This is a genomic window from Methanoculleus sediminis (assembly GCF_001017125.1).
In the GTDB taxonomy this organism is placed as follows: Archaea; Halobacteriota; Methanomicrobia; order Methanomicrobiales; family Methanoculleaceae; genus Methanoculleus; species Methanoculleus sediminis.
In genome coordinates this window covers 36,435-51,283 of record NZ_JXOJ01000007.1, presented here as the reverse complement: position 1 = coordinate 51,283, position 14,849 = coordinate 36,435, and the positions used below count along the sequence as shown (strand labels likewise).

Annotated in this window: 17 protein-coding genes and 1 tRNA gene; 10 read left to right on the top strand and 8 right to left on the bottom strand. The window is 61.6% G+C overall.

The window, feature by feature from the left end; genetic code table 11:
* The first annotated feature begins 39 nt into the window (after positions 1–39).
* The 4 genes from SZ63_RS11065 (at position 40) to SZ63_RS11050 (ending at position 2,246) form a co-directional block, all read left to right on the top strand.
* Positions 40–213, top strand: a complete 174-nt coding sequence (locus tag SZ63_RS11065) for a 4Fe-4S binding protein (protein ID WP_011844296.1) — start codon at positions 40–42, stop codon at positions 211–213.
* Positions 214–260: 47 nt separating this feature from the next.
* On the top strand, positions 261–1,277 hold the full coding sequence (gene asd / locus SZ63_RS11060) for an aspartate-semialdehyde dehydrogenase (RefSeq protein ID WP_048185370.1): 1,017 nt from the start codon (positions 261–263) through the stop codon (positions 1,275–1,277).
* 13 nt (positions 1,278–1,290) lie between these two features.
* Positions 1,291–1,566, top strand: coding sequence for a DNA-binding protein Alba (gene albA, locus SZ63_RS11055; protein ID WP_074369882.1), 276 nt, complete (start codon positions 1,291–1,293; stop codon positions 1,564–1,566).
* A 236-nt stretch (positions 1,567–1,802) separates the two neighbouring features.
* Positions 1,803–2,246 carry a hypothetical protein gene (locus tag SZ63_RS11050; RefSeq protein ID WP_048185368.1) on the top strand — a complete coding sequence of 148 codons (444 nt, stop codon included), beginning with the start codon at positions 1,803–1,805 and terminating at the stop codon, positions 2,244–2,246.
* A gap of 64 nt (positions 2,247–2,310) precedes the next feature.
* Here SZ63_RS11050 and SZ63_RS11045 read toward each other — a convergent pair whose 3' ends face one another.
* Genes SZ63_RS11045 through SZ63_RS11035 form a run of 3 tightly spaced genes read right to left on the bottom strand, consistent with a single transcriptional unit; the run spans position 2,311 to position 4,869 of the window.
* Complete coding sequence (locus tag SZ63_RS11045; protein ID WP_048185367.1) at positions 2,311–2,982, bottom strand: TIGR04282 family arsenosugar biosynthesis glycosyltransferase; 672 nt, start codon at positions 2,980–2,982, stop codon at positions 2,311–2,313.
* Entirely contained in the window at positions 2,982–3,767 is a 786-nt protein-coding gene (locus tag SZ63_RS11040) for a methyltransferase domain-containing protein (protein WP_048185365.1), read from the bottom strand. The genes SZ63_RS11045 and SZ63_RS11040 overlap by 1 nt, the downstream gene beginning before the upstream one ends.
* Before the next feature lie 7 nt (positions 3,768–3,774).
* Positions 3,775–4,869 (bottom strand): radical SAM/SPASM domain-containing protein, encoded by a 1,095-nt coding sequence (locus tag SZ63_RS11035; RefSeq protein ID WP_162199203.1) that lies wholly within the window; start codon positions 4,867–4,869, stop codon positions 3,775–3,777.
* A 60-nt stretch (positions 4,870–4,929) separates the two neighbouring features.
* On the opposite strand from SZ63_RS11035, the gene SZ63_RS11030 reads away from it, so the two are divergent.
* Positions 4,930–5,622 (top strand): TIGR04283 family arsenosugar biosynthesis glycosyltransferase, encoded by a 693-nt coding sequence (locus tag SZ63_RS11030; protein WP_048185363.1) that lies wholly within the window; start codon positions 4,930–4,932, stop codon positions 5,620–5,622.
* A 40-nt stretch (positions 5,623–5,662) separates the two neighbouring features.
* On the opposite strand, the gene SZ63_RS11025 is transcribed toward SZ63_RS11030, so the two are convergent.
* The 4 genes from SZ63_RS11025 to SZ63_RS11010 all read right to left on the bottom strand — a co-directional run bounded on the left by SZ63_RS11025 (position 5,663) and on the right by SZ63_RS11010 (position 9,382).
* Positions 5,663–6,790 carry a DUF373 family protein gene (locus SZ63_RS11025; RefSeq protein ID WP_048185361.1) on the bottom strand — a complete coding sequence of 376 codons (1,128 nt, stop codon included), beginning with the start codon at positions 6,788–6,790 and terminating at the stop codon, positions 5,663–5,665.
* Positions 6,791–6,845: 55 nt separating this feature from the next.
* Positions 6,846–7,706, bottom strand: a complete 861-nt coding sequence (locus SZ63_RS11020; protein WP_048185359.1) for a coiled-coil protein — start codon at positions 7,704–7,706, stop codon at positions 6,846–6,848.
* A gap of 359 nt (positions 7,707–8,065) precedes the next feature.
* Entirely contained in the window at positions 8,066–9,190 is a 1,125-nt protein-coding gene (gene ftsZ, locus SZ63_RS11015) for a cell division protein FtsZ (RefSeq protein WP_048185357.1), read from the bottom strand.
* Between the two features lie 12 nt (positions 9,191–9,202).
* Positions 9,203–9,382, bottom strand: coding sequence for a ribbon-helix-helix domain-containing protein (locus tag SZ63_RS11010; RefSeq protein WP_048063790.1), 180 nt, complete (start codon positions 9,380–9,382; stop codon positions 9,203–9,205).
* Positions 9,383–9,654: 272 nt separating this feature from the next.
* Here SZ63_RS11010 and SZ63_RS11005 point away from each other — a divergent pair, with 272 nt between their 5' ends.
* From SZ63_RS11005 to SZ63_RS10995, 3 genes are all read left to right on the top strand, one after another.
* The gene (locus SZ63_RS11005) at positions 9,655–10,578 is read left to right on the top strand and encodes a pyridoxal phosphate-dependent aminotransferase (RefSeq protein WP_241481332.1); all 924 of its coding nucleotides are present in this window, start codon (positions 9,655–9,657) and stop codon (positions 10,576–10,578) included.
* Positions 10,566–11,171 (top strand): NTP transferase domain-containing protein, encoded by a 606-nt coding sequence (locus SZ63_RS11000; RefSeq protein ID WP_048185353.1) that lies wholly within the window; start codon positions 10,566–10,568, stop codon positions 11,169–11,171. Before SZ63_RS11005 ends, SZ63_RS11000 begins: the two co-directional genes overlap by 13 nt.
* A gap of 211 nt (positions 11,172–11,382) precedes the next feature.
* Complete coding sequence (locus SZ63_RS10995; protein WP_048185352.1) at positions 11,383–12,612, top strand: ornithine cyclodeaminase; 1,230 nt, start codon at positions 11,383–11,385, stop codon at positions 12,610–12,612.
* On the opposite strand, the gene SZ63_RS10990 is transcribed toward SZ63_RS10995, so the two are convergent.
* Positions 12,609–13,595 carry an archaeosine biosynthesis radical SAM protein RaSEA gene (locus SZ63_RS10990; protein ID WP_048185350.1) on the bottom strand — a complete coding sequence of 329 codons (987 nt, stop codon included), beginning with the start codon at positions 13,593–13,595 and terminating at the stop codon, positions 12,609–12,611. The two genes, SZ63_RS10995 and SZ63_RS10990, sit on opposite strands and share 4 nt — an antisense overlap.
* A gap of 28 nt (positions 13,596–13,623) precedes the next feature.
* On the opposite strand from SZ63_RS10990, the gene SZ63_RS10985 reads away from it, so the two are divergent.
* Together SZ63_RS10985 and SZ63_RS10980 are read left to right on the top strand one after the other, a co-directional pair.
* The gene (locus SZ63_RS10985; RefSeq protein ID WP_048185347.1) at positions 13,624–14,709 is read left to right on the top strand and encodes a hypothetical protein; all 1,086 of its coding nucleotides are present in this window, start codon (positions 13,624–13,626) and stop codon (positions 14,707–14,709) included.
* Positions 14,710–14,748: 39 nt separating this feature from the next.
* Positions 14,749–14,833, top strand: a tRNA-Ser gene (locus SZ63_RS10980).
* The last annotated feature ends 16 nt before the right edge of the window (positions 14,834–14,849 follow it).

Sequence of the window (14,849 nt, the reverse complement as noted above, 5' to 3'; positions counted from 1 at the left end):
TGGTGCAGTCATAAACTATGTACGTTCGGAGGAACCAAATTGGCAGCAGTTGTTGATATTGAGAAGTGTACCGGCTGTGAAACCTGTGTGGACGTCTGCCCGGCTTCCGCCATCACCATGGAAGACGGCAAGGCAAAAGTCGACGTTGACCTCTGTGTTGATTGCGAAACCTGCGTCGACGAGTGCCCGTCGGAAGCAATCTCCATGGAATAAAGAAACCAACTCTTTTAATACCACCTACACTACAGATATTTTTGTCTATGATAAACGTAGGAGTGCTTGGTGCCACAGGAGCGGTGGGACAGCGCTTCGTCCAGTTGCTGGCGGATCATCCCTGGTTTAATCTCCAGACCCTGACCGCATCTGAGCGGAGTGCGGGAAAACCGTACGGCAAGGTGGTCAACTGGCGCCTCGATGCGCCGTACCCGGACAACGTCAGTGATATCGTCGTCACTCCCACAACCGTCGAGAGCCTGAAGGACTGCGATCTTGTCTTCTCGGCACTGCCCGCCGAAGTGGCGACGTCCCTTGAGACGGAGATCGCCGAAGCGGGTATCGGTGTCTGCAGCAACGCCCGCTCGCACCGCATGGACGCGGATGTTCCGCTGGTGATCCCGGAAGTCAACCCGGATCACCTCGGCCTGATCGACGTCCAGCGGGATCTTGGACGTGAGGGATTCATCGTGACGAACCCGAACTGCTCGACGATCGTCCTTGCGCTGGCCCTTGCACCCCTCCGGTCGTTCGAGTTCCATGACGTCCGCGTGGCGACCATGCAGGCAATCTCGGGAGGCGGATTTGCCGGCGTCTCCGCCATGGACATCTACGACAATGTCGTCCCCTACATCGGCTCCGAAGAGGAGAAGATGGAGAGCGAGACGCTGAAGATCATGGGGTCGTTCGACGGTTCCGCGGTAACTCCGGCTCCGTTCAGCGTGAGCGCAAGCTGTCACCGGGTCCCCGTCATCGACGGGCACACCATTGCGGTCTGGGTCGACGTAAAGGAGCCGGTTGCCGAGGTGAAAAAAGTTTACGCAAACTTTAAGTCCCCCTTAAGCAATCTACCCTTACAGCCGGAGAAGGCCGTTGAGCTCCTCGACCCGTCCGACCGTCCGCAGCCACGGCTCGACCGTAACCGCGGGCGGGGCATGACTGTCTCCGTCGGGAGGATCCGCGAAGGATTACGGTTTGTTGCGCTCGGCCACAACACCATCCGTGGGGCCGCAGGCGCATCCGTCCTCAACGCAGAACTGATATGCTCGAGGAAGTACCTTTAGACGAGGTGGGCTAATGATAAAGGACAACACAGTATTCGTGGGAAACAAACCGGTCATGAACTACGTGCTTGCGGTGGTCACCCAGTTCAATAACGGAGCGGAGGAAGTCGCGATTAAGGCCCGGGGGAAGGCAATTTCACGTGCGGTCGATACGGCGGAGATCGCACTCAACCGGTTCCTTGCAAACGTGGACAAAAAAGAGATCTTCACGTCGACCGAGATGATCGACACCGATACCGGGAAGACGAACGTATCAAGCATCGAGATTGTCCTCGCTCATGCGAAGTGAGATCCCGAAGCACTTTTTTGATACCGGTCAATAGAGCGTAGCGGCTGGCTGTCGGCGGAACTCCTCCGTTCGAACGGCTTTTCTCGTGGCGGCGTTCCTGCACGGTGCGCCGGAGATCTTCGGCGCTCCGGAAAAATCTGTCTGGCGCGCCCTATCCGTCAGACGGTCGCGTATACGGCCGGTTTGGCGCGGCTCGACCATAAAGGCTTTAAGAACCGCACCATATACGCTATACTATGAAACGGTTGGCGGTCGGCATGGCGCTGATGCTGGTTGCTGCTCTCATTGCTCCCGCGATGGCGGCGGGCGAGGAGCGGTACAGTTACATCACCGTCAAAGACGTCACCGTCCGGCTGGAGAAGGCGGATGCCGTCGTCACCATGAACTATACGATAGACGACGGCATCGGGTTCCTCGTTCTCCTCCTTGGGAAATCCGATCTGAGGCAGAAGGCACTCGATATACTGAACTTCGACAACGTCAGCGTTCGGCACCTCGACCTCGAGCGTATCGAGGTGCGCGTGAAGGACGCGTCGAACGACTACGGGCAGGGATCGTACTGGTTCCCCGCGCACGGCTTCGGCGTGGTGGTGCCCTCGCTCACCGTCATCACCCCCCAGGACGTCAAACACTACGAGAACGTCAGCGAGTTCCCCGAAGGACTCGGCTATTTTGCGTAACCGCCGGTAAGCCGGATGCGGTGCCGATCTTTAGACGCTACCTGCAGGTCTTCCGGGTACGGTGCTACGGCCGCCGCCCGATCTCCGCCAGGGCACGGCGGGTATGGCGGGCGAAATCGGATCCTTTCGAGGATGCCGCTACCTCGCGGCAGAGGCGATCCAGGTCGGCCGCCGTGTCGACGTCGTACCAGGGCTCGAGCAGGGAGACCGAGAGATCCAGGCGCTCGGCGATCCTGACCGTCCGTTGCGTCACGCGGGCCGAACTCCAGGGAATGCCCTCAAAGAGGCGGGGGACATGCTTCCGCATCCCGATCAGGTAGTAGCCGCCGTCGTCGCACGGCCCGATGACGACATCGGCTTCATCGAGCCTGCCAAATGCTTCCTCGAGGCACCGGCCGGGAAGGGTCGGGCTGTCGCTGTCGCAGAGCACGGCCGCCGTTGCCCCCCGCGAAAAGAGTGTGGCCGTAACGTTGTCAAGGCGCTCGCCGAGATCCTTTCCTGCCTGGGGAAGGATGGAGAACCCGGGAGGAACGATCCCGGAGAAAAAGCCGTCCGCACCATGAGGCGTGTAGGCCACGAACGGACGGATCCCCTCGAGGGAGGCGAGGAGCCCGATCGTGTCCCGCAGGAATCCGGCATACAGCCGTGCCGCCTCCGCTGGCGTGAGCGGCGGGACGAGCCGTGTCTTCACCTCTCCCGGAACCGGCATCCGGGCCATAACGGCAGCCGCCCGCATCACGACTTCCGGCCCACGAACCGGCCTCTCCCTACCTTCCCCTCGTCGGCGGCTTCTACCCAGAGGCCGATGCCGCGTTCCATAGCCCGGAAGGTATCCGTCCCGAAACGTTCGACGATCCGGCCCTTCAGGCCGCCGGCGAGGGCATCCCGGTAGCGGTGCATCTGCGACGCGAAATCCTCGCTGATATCCTCGCACTCCCTCACGGCAAACCCGTGCCGCCGGAGCAGGGTCTCATACCCTCCCATGGTCTCCAGGTACGGGAAGAGCATGAAGGCGTTGAGATTGCAGCGTTCTTCAGCGCTCATGGCTCCGGTCTCTATCCAGTCGGTGAAGGCGATCGTGCCGCCGGGCATCGCCACGCGGCGGCATTCGCGTATCAGCCGGTCCTTATCGGTGACGTAGCACCAGGAGTCCTGTCCCCAGACGACGTCGAAGATCCCCGATCTGAAGGGCATATCGAGAGCGTTACCGGGCCGGAAGGTGACGCGATCGTGAAGACCGGCGCGCTTTGTGCGCAATACCGCCTCATTCACCATCCGCTCCGTCGCGTCGAGACCCGTCACCGTCGCGCCGTAAGTGCGTGCAAGGTGCCGTGCCGGGCCTCCGAGACCGGAGAGGACGTCCAGCACCCGTGTGCCTGCGCCCACACCCGCTAACTCCGCGAGGATATCGGTCTCCCGCTCGCCGCCGACGTGGATCTGCTCCCCCATCAGCATCTCCCAGATGACGCCGACCGCCCCTTCGTAGGCGGCCGTGACGTCGCCGATGTTTATGTCGAGCATACTTGCTTCACCTCTCCGGCGCCGCCCGCCAGCACTTCGGGTCGGGGCCCAGGAGGTCTCCGGTCTCGTAGTATGCCGTCGCCCGGCACCCCCAGCAGACGGCGTTCTGCCCGCACCGGGTGCAGGAGGACGGGCCCGGCTGCCGCATCCCCGAAAAGAGCAGCTCGTTCCGGTGCTTCTCGACGATCTCAGAGAGCGGCTGCTCCCTGATGTTCCCGAACCCCTTCCTGATGACCGAACAGGGCGTAACGTCGCCGTTCGCCGTCAGGCAGATCATGCTGCCGCAGTAGAACTTGTTGACGTCCATCGTCCCGAACGAGCAGGAGGAACCCGGATAACAGATCGCGTCCCGTGCCCGGCAGGCGTCCCGGATCTCCCCGGGTGCCGGCACCCATTCCGGATGGCGGCATGCCCTGCCGACCGTGCAGATCTGCGTCAGGCAGATCCCCATCCCGACCTCCTCGCAGAAGTACCGCATCGTCTTAATAAGGTCTTCCCCGGCCAGCGGCCGCGTGAACGTGATGCAGTTGACGAGTTCGCCCGCAGGTTTGCCGAGGGCGACAAGGTTCTCGATGCCGCGGAGGATGGCCCGGATCTTTTCTCCGGCATCCCCGTCGTGGAGTCGGGCGTAAACGGCCGGGTCGAGGGTGTCCAGGTGCACGGAGATGAAACCCCCTTCCGCTATGGCGACGGCGCGCTCCGCGACTCCCGGGTCGGCAAGCGGGATGCCGCTCGACCAGATGTTGTTGACGAAACCGAGGTCGCGGGCGTGTTCTGCGAGATCGTACCAGCCCTTGCGGATCAGCGGGTCGCCCCCCAGCCAGTCGACGGCTTTCACGTCCATATCCGCCGCAGAGGAGAGAGCGGCGGCGATATCTTCGGCGGGGAGCTCCCCGGCCCCGGCGGCATCGGCCGGAGCGTAGCAGTAGCGGCATCCCTGCGGGCAGGCAAGGGTCGACTCTACCTGCAGCGAGTAGACCCGCTCCTCATCGAAATACCGCACCGCCTCATCCGTAGCAGGATGAAGGCAGCCCCGGGCGATGACCGTATTGAGATTTTGTCCTCCCGCATCCATGGCAGCGGCCCCAGCACAGCCTACCATAAGCATCATCATATAAGTGGGTGACGGAGATGCGGTCTTTGTGAGAGGAGGTTTTCGCGCATGCTCTCGATCATCACGCCGGTGCTCAACGAAGAAGAGAACATTCCTGCGTTTCTGGCGCATATCGATGATCTCGCGGGTCCGCTCGAGTTAATCGTCGTCGACGGCGGGAGCACGGACGGCACGTGCAGAGCACTCGAAGCGGGAGCGGGATCGTTCTCTCACAGACTCGCCGTGCTCTCCTCGCCGCGAGGGCGGGGCGTTCAGATGAACGCCGGAGCCCGGCATGCCATGGGAACTGCTCTGCTCTTTCTCCACGCCGACTGCAGGATACCTCCGGATGCCCCGGGCGCGATCGGCCGGGCACTGGAGCGTGAGGGGGTCATCGGCGGGGGCTTTTTACACACGTTCGCGAGCCGCGACCCCCTGCTCTCCCTGACGAGCAGGTTCGGGAACCTGCTGGCGGCGAGAACGCAGACATTCTTCGGGGATTTCGGTATATTCGTGGGAAGAGAAGCCTTCTTTGAGATCGGCGGATACGAGCCGCTCCCCTACCTGGAGGACGTGGAATTCTCGCGGGCGGCACGCCGGCACGGGAGGCTTGTCCAGCTCGACCTCCCCATCGTTGTATCGCCGCGGCGATACCTTCTGATGGGGAAATACCGCCTGAGTGCCGTTTATATCCTGGTTATGCTCCTCAATACGGTCGGCATCAGGCCGAAACGCTTCATCCGCTACGTCGTCGAGAAGTGAGAGTGGCCCTGCGAGACGGCCCCGCCTCGGAAGGGCGCCTCTACGCCTCCCTCTTCAGTGCGACCGGTTCCCGCTCGTCGACCCACCGGCCCAGGAACGACTGGAGGTAAACGCCGAAAAAGGCACAGAAGAGGCCTCCGATTATCGCGAAGACGATATACAGCGCACCGCCCGTACTCGTTACGGGGAACCCGGAGATCTCGCTGCTGATCGAGAGGATGTAGGTGCTTGCCCCGTAGGCGATGGCCCCGATCGCCAGGACAAAGAACGGCAGGGCGACCACCCGCTGGATCGTCTCGCGCTCGTTTAAGAAGACGTCGATGATCTTTCCCACCGATGCGACGAGGGCGGCGGCGGTGAACCAGGCGACGGCACCGTAGATGAACGCGAGCATCTGGATGACGATGCCGAACGGGGAGTAGTATTCGAGGAGGCTTATGAGCCCGAGGATAATTCCGACGATACCGAGCAGTATCGCTGCGATGTAGGATACGAACGTGAACCTCCCGCCGTGGAGCGATGTTTTCAGCGAGGAGATCAGGTAACCGAAGACCTCGTCTATCCCGACGCCCTTGAAGAGCAGGTAGGTGCCGATGACGCCGACGACGACGATGGTCGCGCCCTCGGGGTACCCGAGCAGGTATCCCACGGCATAGAGGAGCATCGCGAGACCGAGCGGGACGAGCACGATCTTCGAGACCTTCGGGTCGTCGAGAAGGCGTCGTAAGATGTAGTACGTCCCTTCGAGGTTCGGCATCTGGTTGACCACGACCCGCCGCACGCTGCTGACCGGCACCCGGGACTGGATGATAGGGAGGACATACTCGTCCTCGGCACCGTCCGTCACGATGATGCAGGATGTAGAACCCGTTGCGGAGAGAATTGCATCGAGACCGGACGCTACCCGCCGATCGCCTTCGAGCAGATTCATGTGGTTGCCGCAGATGACGGCGACGGCGACCTCTTCCCCTTTTTTGGTGAGTTCGTCGTAGAGCCGGATCGTCTCGAAGATCGCGTTGACGTCGGAGTCCTCGGGATCGATCAGGGCGAGCGCGGTCGCCGCGTGGAGGCATGCCTCTCTGCCCACGGTGGGACCATCGATCCCGGCCTTGAACCCGAGATCGTCATCGCGATCGACACAGAGGACGAGCGTCCGCTCTTTTGCCATTCAATAGAACATCGCCTCTGATCTATTAAATGATTTGCAGCGCGGTAAAAAAGTATTAGATGAGTTTTGCACGCTGAAGCAGGAGCAGATCGTCGGTGGTGATCTTCTCGCCGTCACGGAACTGCTGGAAGACACGTTCCGCCTCTTTCCGGACGGCCTTCTGCTCTTTGGTGACTTTGGTCTTCTTGGTCTTCTTCCGGAGACCCGAGATAACCTTGTCGTAGTCGCGGAGTTCCTTCTGGCAGGCGATGAACTGCTTGTGCTCCTCGTCCGCAGCCTCCTGGGCTTCGACGAACTGCTGGTGGGACTGATCGGCCTCCTCGCGGGACTTGTCGGCCTTCCTGTAGGACTCCACCATCAGGTCGTGGTGCTGCTGTGCGGCCTCGGCCTTCTCGGTTACGTCCTTGTGGATCTCGGACGCCAGCCGGCGAAACTCGCGGGCATCGGTGAGTTTCGTCCGCATCTCCTTGTTCTGCTCGAGCTCGGCCTCCTGGTCCTTTGCCGCCGCCTTGAGCTGCTTGATCTTCTCGATCAGTTCGCGCTCCTTATCGGTGCTGTAGACCTCGGTCTGCTGCTTGAACTCCAGGTGCTCGATCTGCTTCTGCAGTTCCTTGATGCCCCGGTTCTGGAGGTTGCCGTGCTCTCTCTTGAAGGACTCGATCTCTTCGAAGAGCGCGTTTGCCTTGTCGTTATATTCGTTCCTCTGGTCTTTCAGCGCCTGGACTTCCTCGTTGATCTTATCCCGCTGCTCCTTGTGCTGCTGCGCCTCCTCGACGAACTCGCGGGTCTGGGCATTCAACGTGTTGCGTTCCCGGGCGTTTTTGCTGGCAAGCGCGTTCAACTCGTTGCGCCGGTCTTTGTGCTGTTCAGACTCCGCAAGGACTTTTTTTCTCTTTTCAATCAGATCGTTCAGCATTCTTTACCAATCCTCGACATTCGGTACCTGTCTCATATCCCCGCCAGCAAAAGGCCGCTCCCGTGTGCTGCAGGATGCCGGAGGCTCGTGTAGCGGCTACACCACAAGAAAAGACGTTTCCGGACTCGGCAATCGAGACCGTCGTTCATCTGTCTGCTCATGTGTTCAACCCCGGTACTCTGGCAATCGCAGACCCGTTGGATCTGTGCCCTGCACAATACACCCCGTGCTGGAGGGATTATACAAGAACGTCTATAATTCAAACGTCATCTGTACTCTTAAGTATTTCGTAGGAGCACGGAGCACGCCTCCGCGGAACGATTCCGATTTAAAAAAGGTATGAAAGAGGGTAGAGGATTTCAGAGGAAGTCGATGAGGTGCCCGCTCGGCGAGTCCCCTGCTATGCGCCTGCCGGCAGGTGCACCGGACCGCTGCGTTGCCGGTTCGTAGGTGCGGTGGCTTCCGAGGATCTGTGCGCTTTTTACGCCGGTCATGACCGCCATGACGCGAACTCTTCCTTCGTACTCGCTGTTCACCCGCGCTCCCCAGATGACGTCCGCGTGGGGGTCGAGTTCGTAAGTCAGGGAGCTTGCGATCTCCTCGGCGTCCTGGAGGGTCAGGTCGTTCCCGCCCGTGATGTGGATGAGGCTTCCCGTGGCTCCGCGGTAGTCGATGTCCAGCAGGGGGTGGTTGAGACACTCGTGAACGACGCTCTCGGCCTTGTTCTGCTGTTTGCTCTCGCCGACGAGCATAACGGCGACGCCGCCCTTGCTCATGATGGCACGCACGTCGGCGTAGTCGATGTTGATGAGCGAAGGCTCCGTGATCGTCTCGCTGATGCCCTTGACGGTCTCCGCGATGAGCTGATCCATGACCGAGAACGCCTGGCCGAGCGGGAGGTTCGGCACGTACTTGATGAGGCGGTTGTTATCGAGCACGATCACCGAGTCGGCGGAGGCCGAGAGCTGTTCAAGCCCTTCTTCCGCACGGAGGAGCCGGGCCTTTTCGACCTGGAAGGGGTAGCTGACCATGCCGACGACGATAGCGCCCTGCTCCTTTGCGATCTGCGCGACGACCGGGGCGGTGCCCGTACCGGTGCCTCCGCCCATGCCGGCGGTGATGAAGACAAGGTCGGCGTCGCAGAGGAGGCTCTCCAGGGTCGGCCGGGCCATCTCGGCTGCACGCCTGCCGACGTCGGGGAATCCGCCGGCTCCAAGGCCTTTGGTGAGCGACTTGCCGACAAGAACTCTCTTGTCGGCCTGGATCATGTCCAGGTGCTGCTTGTCCGTGTTGATCGCGATCGTTTCCGCACCGCTGACCTGCATGTGGTACAGCCGGTTGACGGTGTTGTTGCCCGCACCGCCGCATCCTACGATGACAATGCGCGGCTGGCCGATGATGTCGTCTTCGCCGTCGGCCATGTCCGTCTTTACGTACTTCTCACGTTCCGCGTGTTTTAACGCCTCGTTGATGATCGTCTGCATCAATAATACCTCCTAAACTTTGAATGAAATCTGGTCGGCCTCACGTAAAACACGGTTTCCATGCCTTTCAAGAAGCGCCCTGACCGAATACCGCACGGCCTCCGATACCGTGGGGAATTCGCCAGCCTCCACCAGCTTCTCGAGCATCTCGACCTGTTGCCGTGGCAATCTGATTGTAATCCGATCCATCATTTCAATCACTCATATCTGACATGTGGCTGCCCCTTGTCGGCCATTTGTCAGACAATCATAACCTTTTCGTCTGACTGCATCAGATAAGGCATAATAATATTCGGATGGTATATATACCTGTCGATATGCAATCCTGCCCGACATAACGGTTTTATGGATAGCAGCCGACAACGTATCCTCAAAGAGTTGCCACGAATATGAGAGATAATCTCCCTAAAAGGGCGGAACATGGCGGTCGGGTGCGCTGGCACCGCACCCGGAAGAGGGGCGAGGTGCTTGATTTCAGTGCCAACGTGAATCCGTATCCTCCGGCGTTCCCCTGGATTCCGGACGCTTCGGCGCTGAAAGATTACCCGGACGACCGTTATGAGACGCTCAAAGAGGAAATCGGCAGAACATTCGGGCGCGATGCCGCAGAAGTCGCCGTCGGCAACGGATCCGTCGAGTTGATCCGCGCGTTCTGTTCTGCCGTGCTCGGGCCCGGCGATACCGCCCGTATCGAGTCGCCGACGTTCGCCGAGTACGGGATGGCGGTGAGACTTGCCGGTGCCCGGTGCACCGCCGGTGACGGCAGGGCTGCCGTCCGGTTCCTCTGCAATCCGAACAACCCCACCGGGAAACTCTATTCCCGCGAGGAAGTCCTCCGGGTGCTTGATGCGGCCGCCGGACAGGGGACGTGCCTCTTCCTCGACGAAGCGTTCATCGAACTCTCCGACCCGCGCGAGAGCGTTGTCGACGTCTCGGACGAGAACCTCTTTCTGCTGCGTTCCCTGACAAAGAGCTTCGCCGTGCCGGGCATCCGGTTCGGCTACGCCTTCGGCACGCCCGAGCTCATCGAGAAGGTCGAGACGGTGCGCCTTCCCTGGACGGTGAACACGTTCGCCGAATCCTTCGCGATCGAGGCTTTCCGGCACTACGATCTGCTCGAGGAGTCGCGGGAGCGGATTGCCCGTGAGCGGGCCTGGCTCTGCAGCCGTCTGGACGCTCTCGGTCTCGTCTATGCGCCCCCGTCCGCGAACTATATCCTTATCGAAGTCCCGGTGGAGGCGGAAGTGCTCGTTGAGCGGCTCCTCTCCCGCGGCATCCTGGTGCGGGACTGCCGGTCTTTCGGGCTTCCCCGTCACATCCGCGTGGCCGTGCGGACGCATGAAGAGAACAGGCAACTCATCGAGGCGCTCGAAGCATGCTTGCCCTGATCATGGCCGGGGGAGAGGGTACCCGTCTCCGCCTGGGTGAGAAGCCCCTGGTCACCATCTGCGGACGGCCGATGCTCTCCTACGTCACCGGCGCCTTCACGGCCGCCGGCCACGAGGTGGTCGTGGTCGCCTCGCACAAAACGCCGTTCACCAAGAACTGGTGCCGGGCGCAGGGGGTCGCCCTGTACGAAGCGGAAGGGCTCGGCTACGTCGAGGATATCAACGCCGCTGCGGCGGACCTGAAGGAAGAAGGCACACCCTTCTTCACCTGCGTATCCGACCTCCCCTGCCTTGCACCCGACATCGTCGCCGATATAGAGGACGCCTGGCGCCGGGCGGGAACACCGGCATGCTCGACGTGGGTGCCCCGCGACCTCTGCGAGGAGCACGGCTGCCGCACGCGGTACACGGAAGAAGTCGACGGCGTCCCGGCCTGCCCTGCCGGGATCAACATCCTGACGGCGGGCGGTTCCGGTGCGGCCCAGGACGAGCTGCAACTTCTCCTGCACGACAGGCGGCTTGCCTTCAACGTCAACACCCGCGAGGAACTGGCGCTGGTGCAGGAATACCTCTGCCGGAAGCGGAGTACGTAGGCCTCCGGTTGTGCCGGGGTCATACTGCACGATTGAATACTATCAGCGCCGTTGAACGGAATTTGAGCCCCGGAGGCTTCCCACTATCAGGACCGGTGCGCGGCGGCGCTCGGCCGGGAGGGCATCGTTACGGACGGGCGGCAGGCGCACTGTTCCGGGGGGAGAGACGGGCGGGGAAACTGTATTATCGGACAATCACCAACTCTTATATATGGAATCCTGCCGGGAAATCGAACTAGAGGGCCATATCATCGATTCGGGCGTCATGACCCTGGTGTTTGACAGGATCATGGATATGGGGGGAGAATTCGAGATCCTCACGTTCAATGTCGGGAAGCTGAAGACGGACACGAGTTACGCACGGCTGCGCGTGACGGCGCCCGGCGATCACCAGCTCGACGCCATCCTCTCCGAACTGCACCGGCTCGGCGCACGCGCCCCCGAGATCGGCGACGTCACCCTCGTACCGGCAGAGGGCGACCGGATCCTGCCGAAGGGGTTCTACTCGACCACCAATCACCCGACCTTCGTAAAATACCGGGGCGAATGGCTGCCCGTCGAGCGCATCGAGATGGACTGCCATATCGTGGTCGACGAGAAGAAGAAACGGGCGTTCTGCACCCCGATCTCGAAGATCAAGGCAGGGGATGCCGTCGTCGTCAGCGAGACCGGGGTCCGCGTGGTCTACCCCGAGCGGCCGAGGAAGGTCAGCACGTTCGAGTTCATGCACGGAACCGTCTCGTCCGAGCGGCCGAGCGAGGCGATCATCGCAAAGATCGCCCGCGAGATCCTGAAATCGAAGAAGAAAGGCGAGAAGATCGCGCTCGTCGGCGGCCCCGCCATCGTCCACACCGGAGCGGCCGACGCCCTCGCGAAGATGATCCGTGCGGGCTACATCGACGTGCTCTTTGCGGGGAACGCGCTCGCCACCCACGATATCGAGTCCAACCTCTTCGGCACATCGCTCGGGATGGACGTCAAGACGGGCACGCTCGTCACCGGCGGGCACAAGCACCACATCCGCGCCATCAGCGAGATCATGCGGGCGGGCTCCATCAGGAACGCGGTCGACCAGGGGGTCGTCACCGGCGGGATCATGTACGAGTGCGTGAAGAAGGGCGTCCCGTTCGTGCTCGCCGGGTCCATCAGGGACGACGGGCCGCTCCCCGACACGATCACGGACGTCGTCGAGGCGCAGGACGCCATGCGCCGCCATATCCACGATCTCGGGATGGTGGTGATGGTGGGAACGCTTCTGCACTCGATCGCCGTCGGGAACTGCCTCCCGTCATACGTCAAGACCGTCTGCGTCGACATCAACCCTGCATCGGTGACGAAACTGATGGACCGGGGCACGACGCAGGCGATCGGCGTCGTGAGCGACGCGGGGACGTTCCTCCCGCTGCTCTGCGAGCAGCTTGAAAAACAGGAGAAGTGCTAACGGGTGAGCGGCATACAGAACGGCTCTTCCCCGTCCAGCACGAACTCCCACTCTTCTTTGCACCCGCACTCCGTCTCCGCAAGGGCACGCAGGAGCCCGACGTCGCCGGAGAGCGAGTAGTCGGCGATCCCCTTCACGATCGGGCCGTCGCAGGCACCGCAGTTATGCGGCCCCCGCATCTGTCCGCCGCCGACGGGGTCGCAGAGGATATGCACCGGGGAACTTATCAGCACATCAAGGACGCTCCAGAGGTACGGCGGCCGGTATGCGTGCTGCTTCCAGAGGTGTTCGACCTCGGTCCTGCTCTGGACGGTGCAGAGGTTCATGGAGATGCTGTCCGCGACGGGAGCGACGTCTCTGATCGAGCGTATCATGTCGTCGCGTGCCTCGCGTTCGGTCAGGAACGGCGGTTTCATCAGCAGGTAGGCCTTCATGCCCGCGCCGGCGGCGTGAGCGGCCTCTGCGGCGCGGAGGAAGTCGGCGTACGAGAACCCCTTGTCGATGCTCCTCTCCCTGATGAGATCGTTCGTGGTCTCGAGGCCCACGGCGACGTGGAGCGGCTTGTCCCAGTCGCCGCTATCGATGCCTTCCCGGAACTCGCGGACCGCATCGGCGTCGACGTACTCGGGCCGCGTCTCGGCGATCACGGCCTTGCCCCGGAACGCCTCCGCGACTGCGCGCCTGACGGCAGGGGGAACCTCGTCGGGGTCGAAGAAACTCCCCGACGTGAAGATCTTGAGCACCTGGTAGTCCTCGTCGCGGAAGTTCTCTTTCACCCAGCGGACCTGGCGTATCAGCCGTTCGGCGAGTTCGTCCCGGGGGAGGTCCGGGTAGCGCTCATGCCGGTAGCCGCACATCCGGCACCGGTTCCAGGAACATCCGCCGCTTCGAAAGATTACCGTCAGCGTATCGAGGATCCGCCCTTCATAGCGGTCTTTCCCCCGCCAGGACGCCAGCGGCTTCTCGGTTAATTTGGATACCATTATACCTCATATTCGAGGATGTAATGATATGAAAAGGATCGCATGGCTGACGATCATCGTCGCGATGATGCTCGTCGGCACGGCATCGGCCGCGTACGTTTCAATCAGTGCCCCGCAGACGGTATACGTCGGCGACCCGCTCAAAGTCACGGGTACCACAACCGTGGAGGGGCTTCCCAAGCCGACGGTCAATCCCGGATTCAGCACGGAGATTATACTCTACCGTGCCCAGTACATGAAGCACGAGATTGCCCGCAAAACGATCGTCGTCCAGGCGGACGGGACGTTCTCCGCGACGTTCGAGACGGACGGTCTTGAGCCGGGGCAGTATTCGATCGAGATCGTCGATCCCACGCTCTCCACGTTCGGAGGCAGTTCGACAAAACAGCGGACGGTCATTCTGGTCGATCGATCGGGTAGTCTCAAGATCGACTCCCCGCTCAACCAGAACTTCGACGGCACCCTCGATCTCCGGGGTGAGATCGCCGACATCGGTAGTGCGGGAGTGCGGGTTCTGGTCGAACGAGACGGCTTTGTCGTTTACGGGCCGGAGTTTGTCGCGACCGACAAGAACGGGGCGTTCTCCGTTGAGGTCCCCATCTCCGAAGGCGGCTCGTACGAGGTCACCTTCTCTGATACCAAAGGCTACATCGGCAAAGCCGTCTTCGTGGTAGCCGGGACACCCGGCCCGACGCCGACGGAGGCGATGATATCCGCGAGTTCTCCCGCCAGCCGGTCCGCCCCTGCCTACTTCGAGGTCGACACCAAAAGCGGTATCGTGACGATCGCAACCTCGGCCGGGATCGATTGGGTGGTCGAATACATCGATGAGGATGGGGAATCCCATAAAGTTAACAACAAGGGCATGCTCGAGCCCGAGACCGTAGAGGTTGCCGCAAAGGGAGGCCCGGTCTACGTCAAGGTCTACCCCATGAGCTTCAACGACAGCGGCACCGTGCAGGTCTCGGCAACGAACGCTGATTCGGTCAGGGTGAGCCAGACCGCGCCCGGTCTCTTCGGGGACGCGACCCCCACCCCTGCACAGGCCGCACCGCTCCCGGCGGCCCTGGCACTCCTCGCGCTTCTTGCCGTTGTCTTCGCGCGCAGGGGATGAACAACCTTTTTTTGTCCGGTGATCAATAGGTTAAGGCGAGCCGGGATAGTCTAGTCCGGGAAGGCGGTGGCCTTGAAAGCCACTGGTGCCTGGCACCTCGGGAGTTCAAATCTCCCTCCCGGCGTATCTAATTAAGAACG

Excerpts from the sequence above, each read along its gene's own strand:
- SZ63_RS10985 (WP_048185347.1), top strand. The coding sequence starts at position 13,624 with ATGAAAAGGATCGCATGGCTGACGATCATCGTCGCGATGATGCTCGTC.
- SZ63_RS11030 (WP_048185363.1), top strand. The coding sequence starts at position 4,930 with ATGCTCTCGATCATCACGCCGGTGCTCAACGAAGAAGAGAACATTCCT.
- SZ63_RS11000 (WP_048185353.1), top strand. The coding sequence starts at position 10,566 with ATGCTTGCCCTGATCATGGCCGGGGGAGAGGGTACCCGTCTCCGCCTG.
- SZ63_RS11045 (WP_048185367.1), bottom strand. The coding sequence starts at position 2,982 with ATGCGGGCGGCTGCCGTTATGGCCCGGATGCCGGTTCCGGGAGAGGTG.
- SZ63_RS10995 (WP_048185352.1), top strand. The coding sequence starts at position 11,383 with ATGGAATCCTGCCGGGAAATCGAACTAGAGGGCCATATCATCGATTCG.
- SZ63_RS11035 (WP_162199203.1), bottom strand. The coding sequence starts at position 4,869 with ATGGTAGGCTGTGCTGGGGCCGCTGCCATGGATGCGGGAGGACAAAAT.
- SZ63_RS11040 (WP_048185365.1), bottom strand. The coding sequence starts at position 3,767 with ATGCTCGACATAAACATCGGCGACGTCACGGCCGCCTACGAAGGGGCG.
- asd (WP_048185370.1), top strand. The coding sequence starts at position 261 with ATGATAAACGTAGGAGTGCTTGGTGCCACAGGAGCGGTGGGACAGCGC.
- albA (WP_074369882.1), top strand. The coding sequence starts at position 1,291 with ATGATAAAGGACAACACAGTATTCGTGGGAAACAAACCGGTCATGAAC.
- SZ63_RS11050 (WP_048185368.1), top strand. The coding sequence starts at position 1,803 with ATGAAACGGTTGGCGGTCGGCATGGCGCTGATGCTGGTTGCTGCTCTC.
- SZ63_RS11025 (WP_048185361.1), bottom strand. The coding sequence starts at position 6,790 with ATGGCAAAAGAGCGGACGCTCGTCCTCTGTGTCGATCGCGATGACGAT.
- SZ63_RS11020 (WP_048185359.1), bottom strand. The coding sequence starts at position 7,706 with ATGCTGAACGATCTGATTGAAAAGAGAAAAAAAGTCCTTGCGGAGTCT.
- ftsZ (WP_048185357.1), bottom strand. The coding sequence starts at position 9,190 with ATGCAGACGATCATCAACGAGGCGTTAAAACACGCGGAACGTGAGAAG.
- SZ63_RS11010 (WP_048063790.1), bottom strand. The coding sequence starts at position 9,382 with ATGATGGATCGGATTACAATCAGATTGCCACGGCAACAGGTCGAGATG.
- SZ63_RS10990 (WP_048185350.1), bottom strand. The coding sequence starts at position 13,595 with ATGGTATCCAAATTAACCGAGAAGCCGCTGGCGTCCTGGCGGGGGAAA.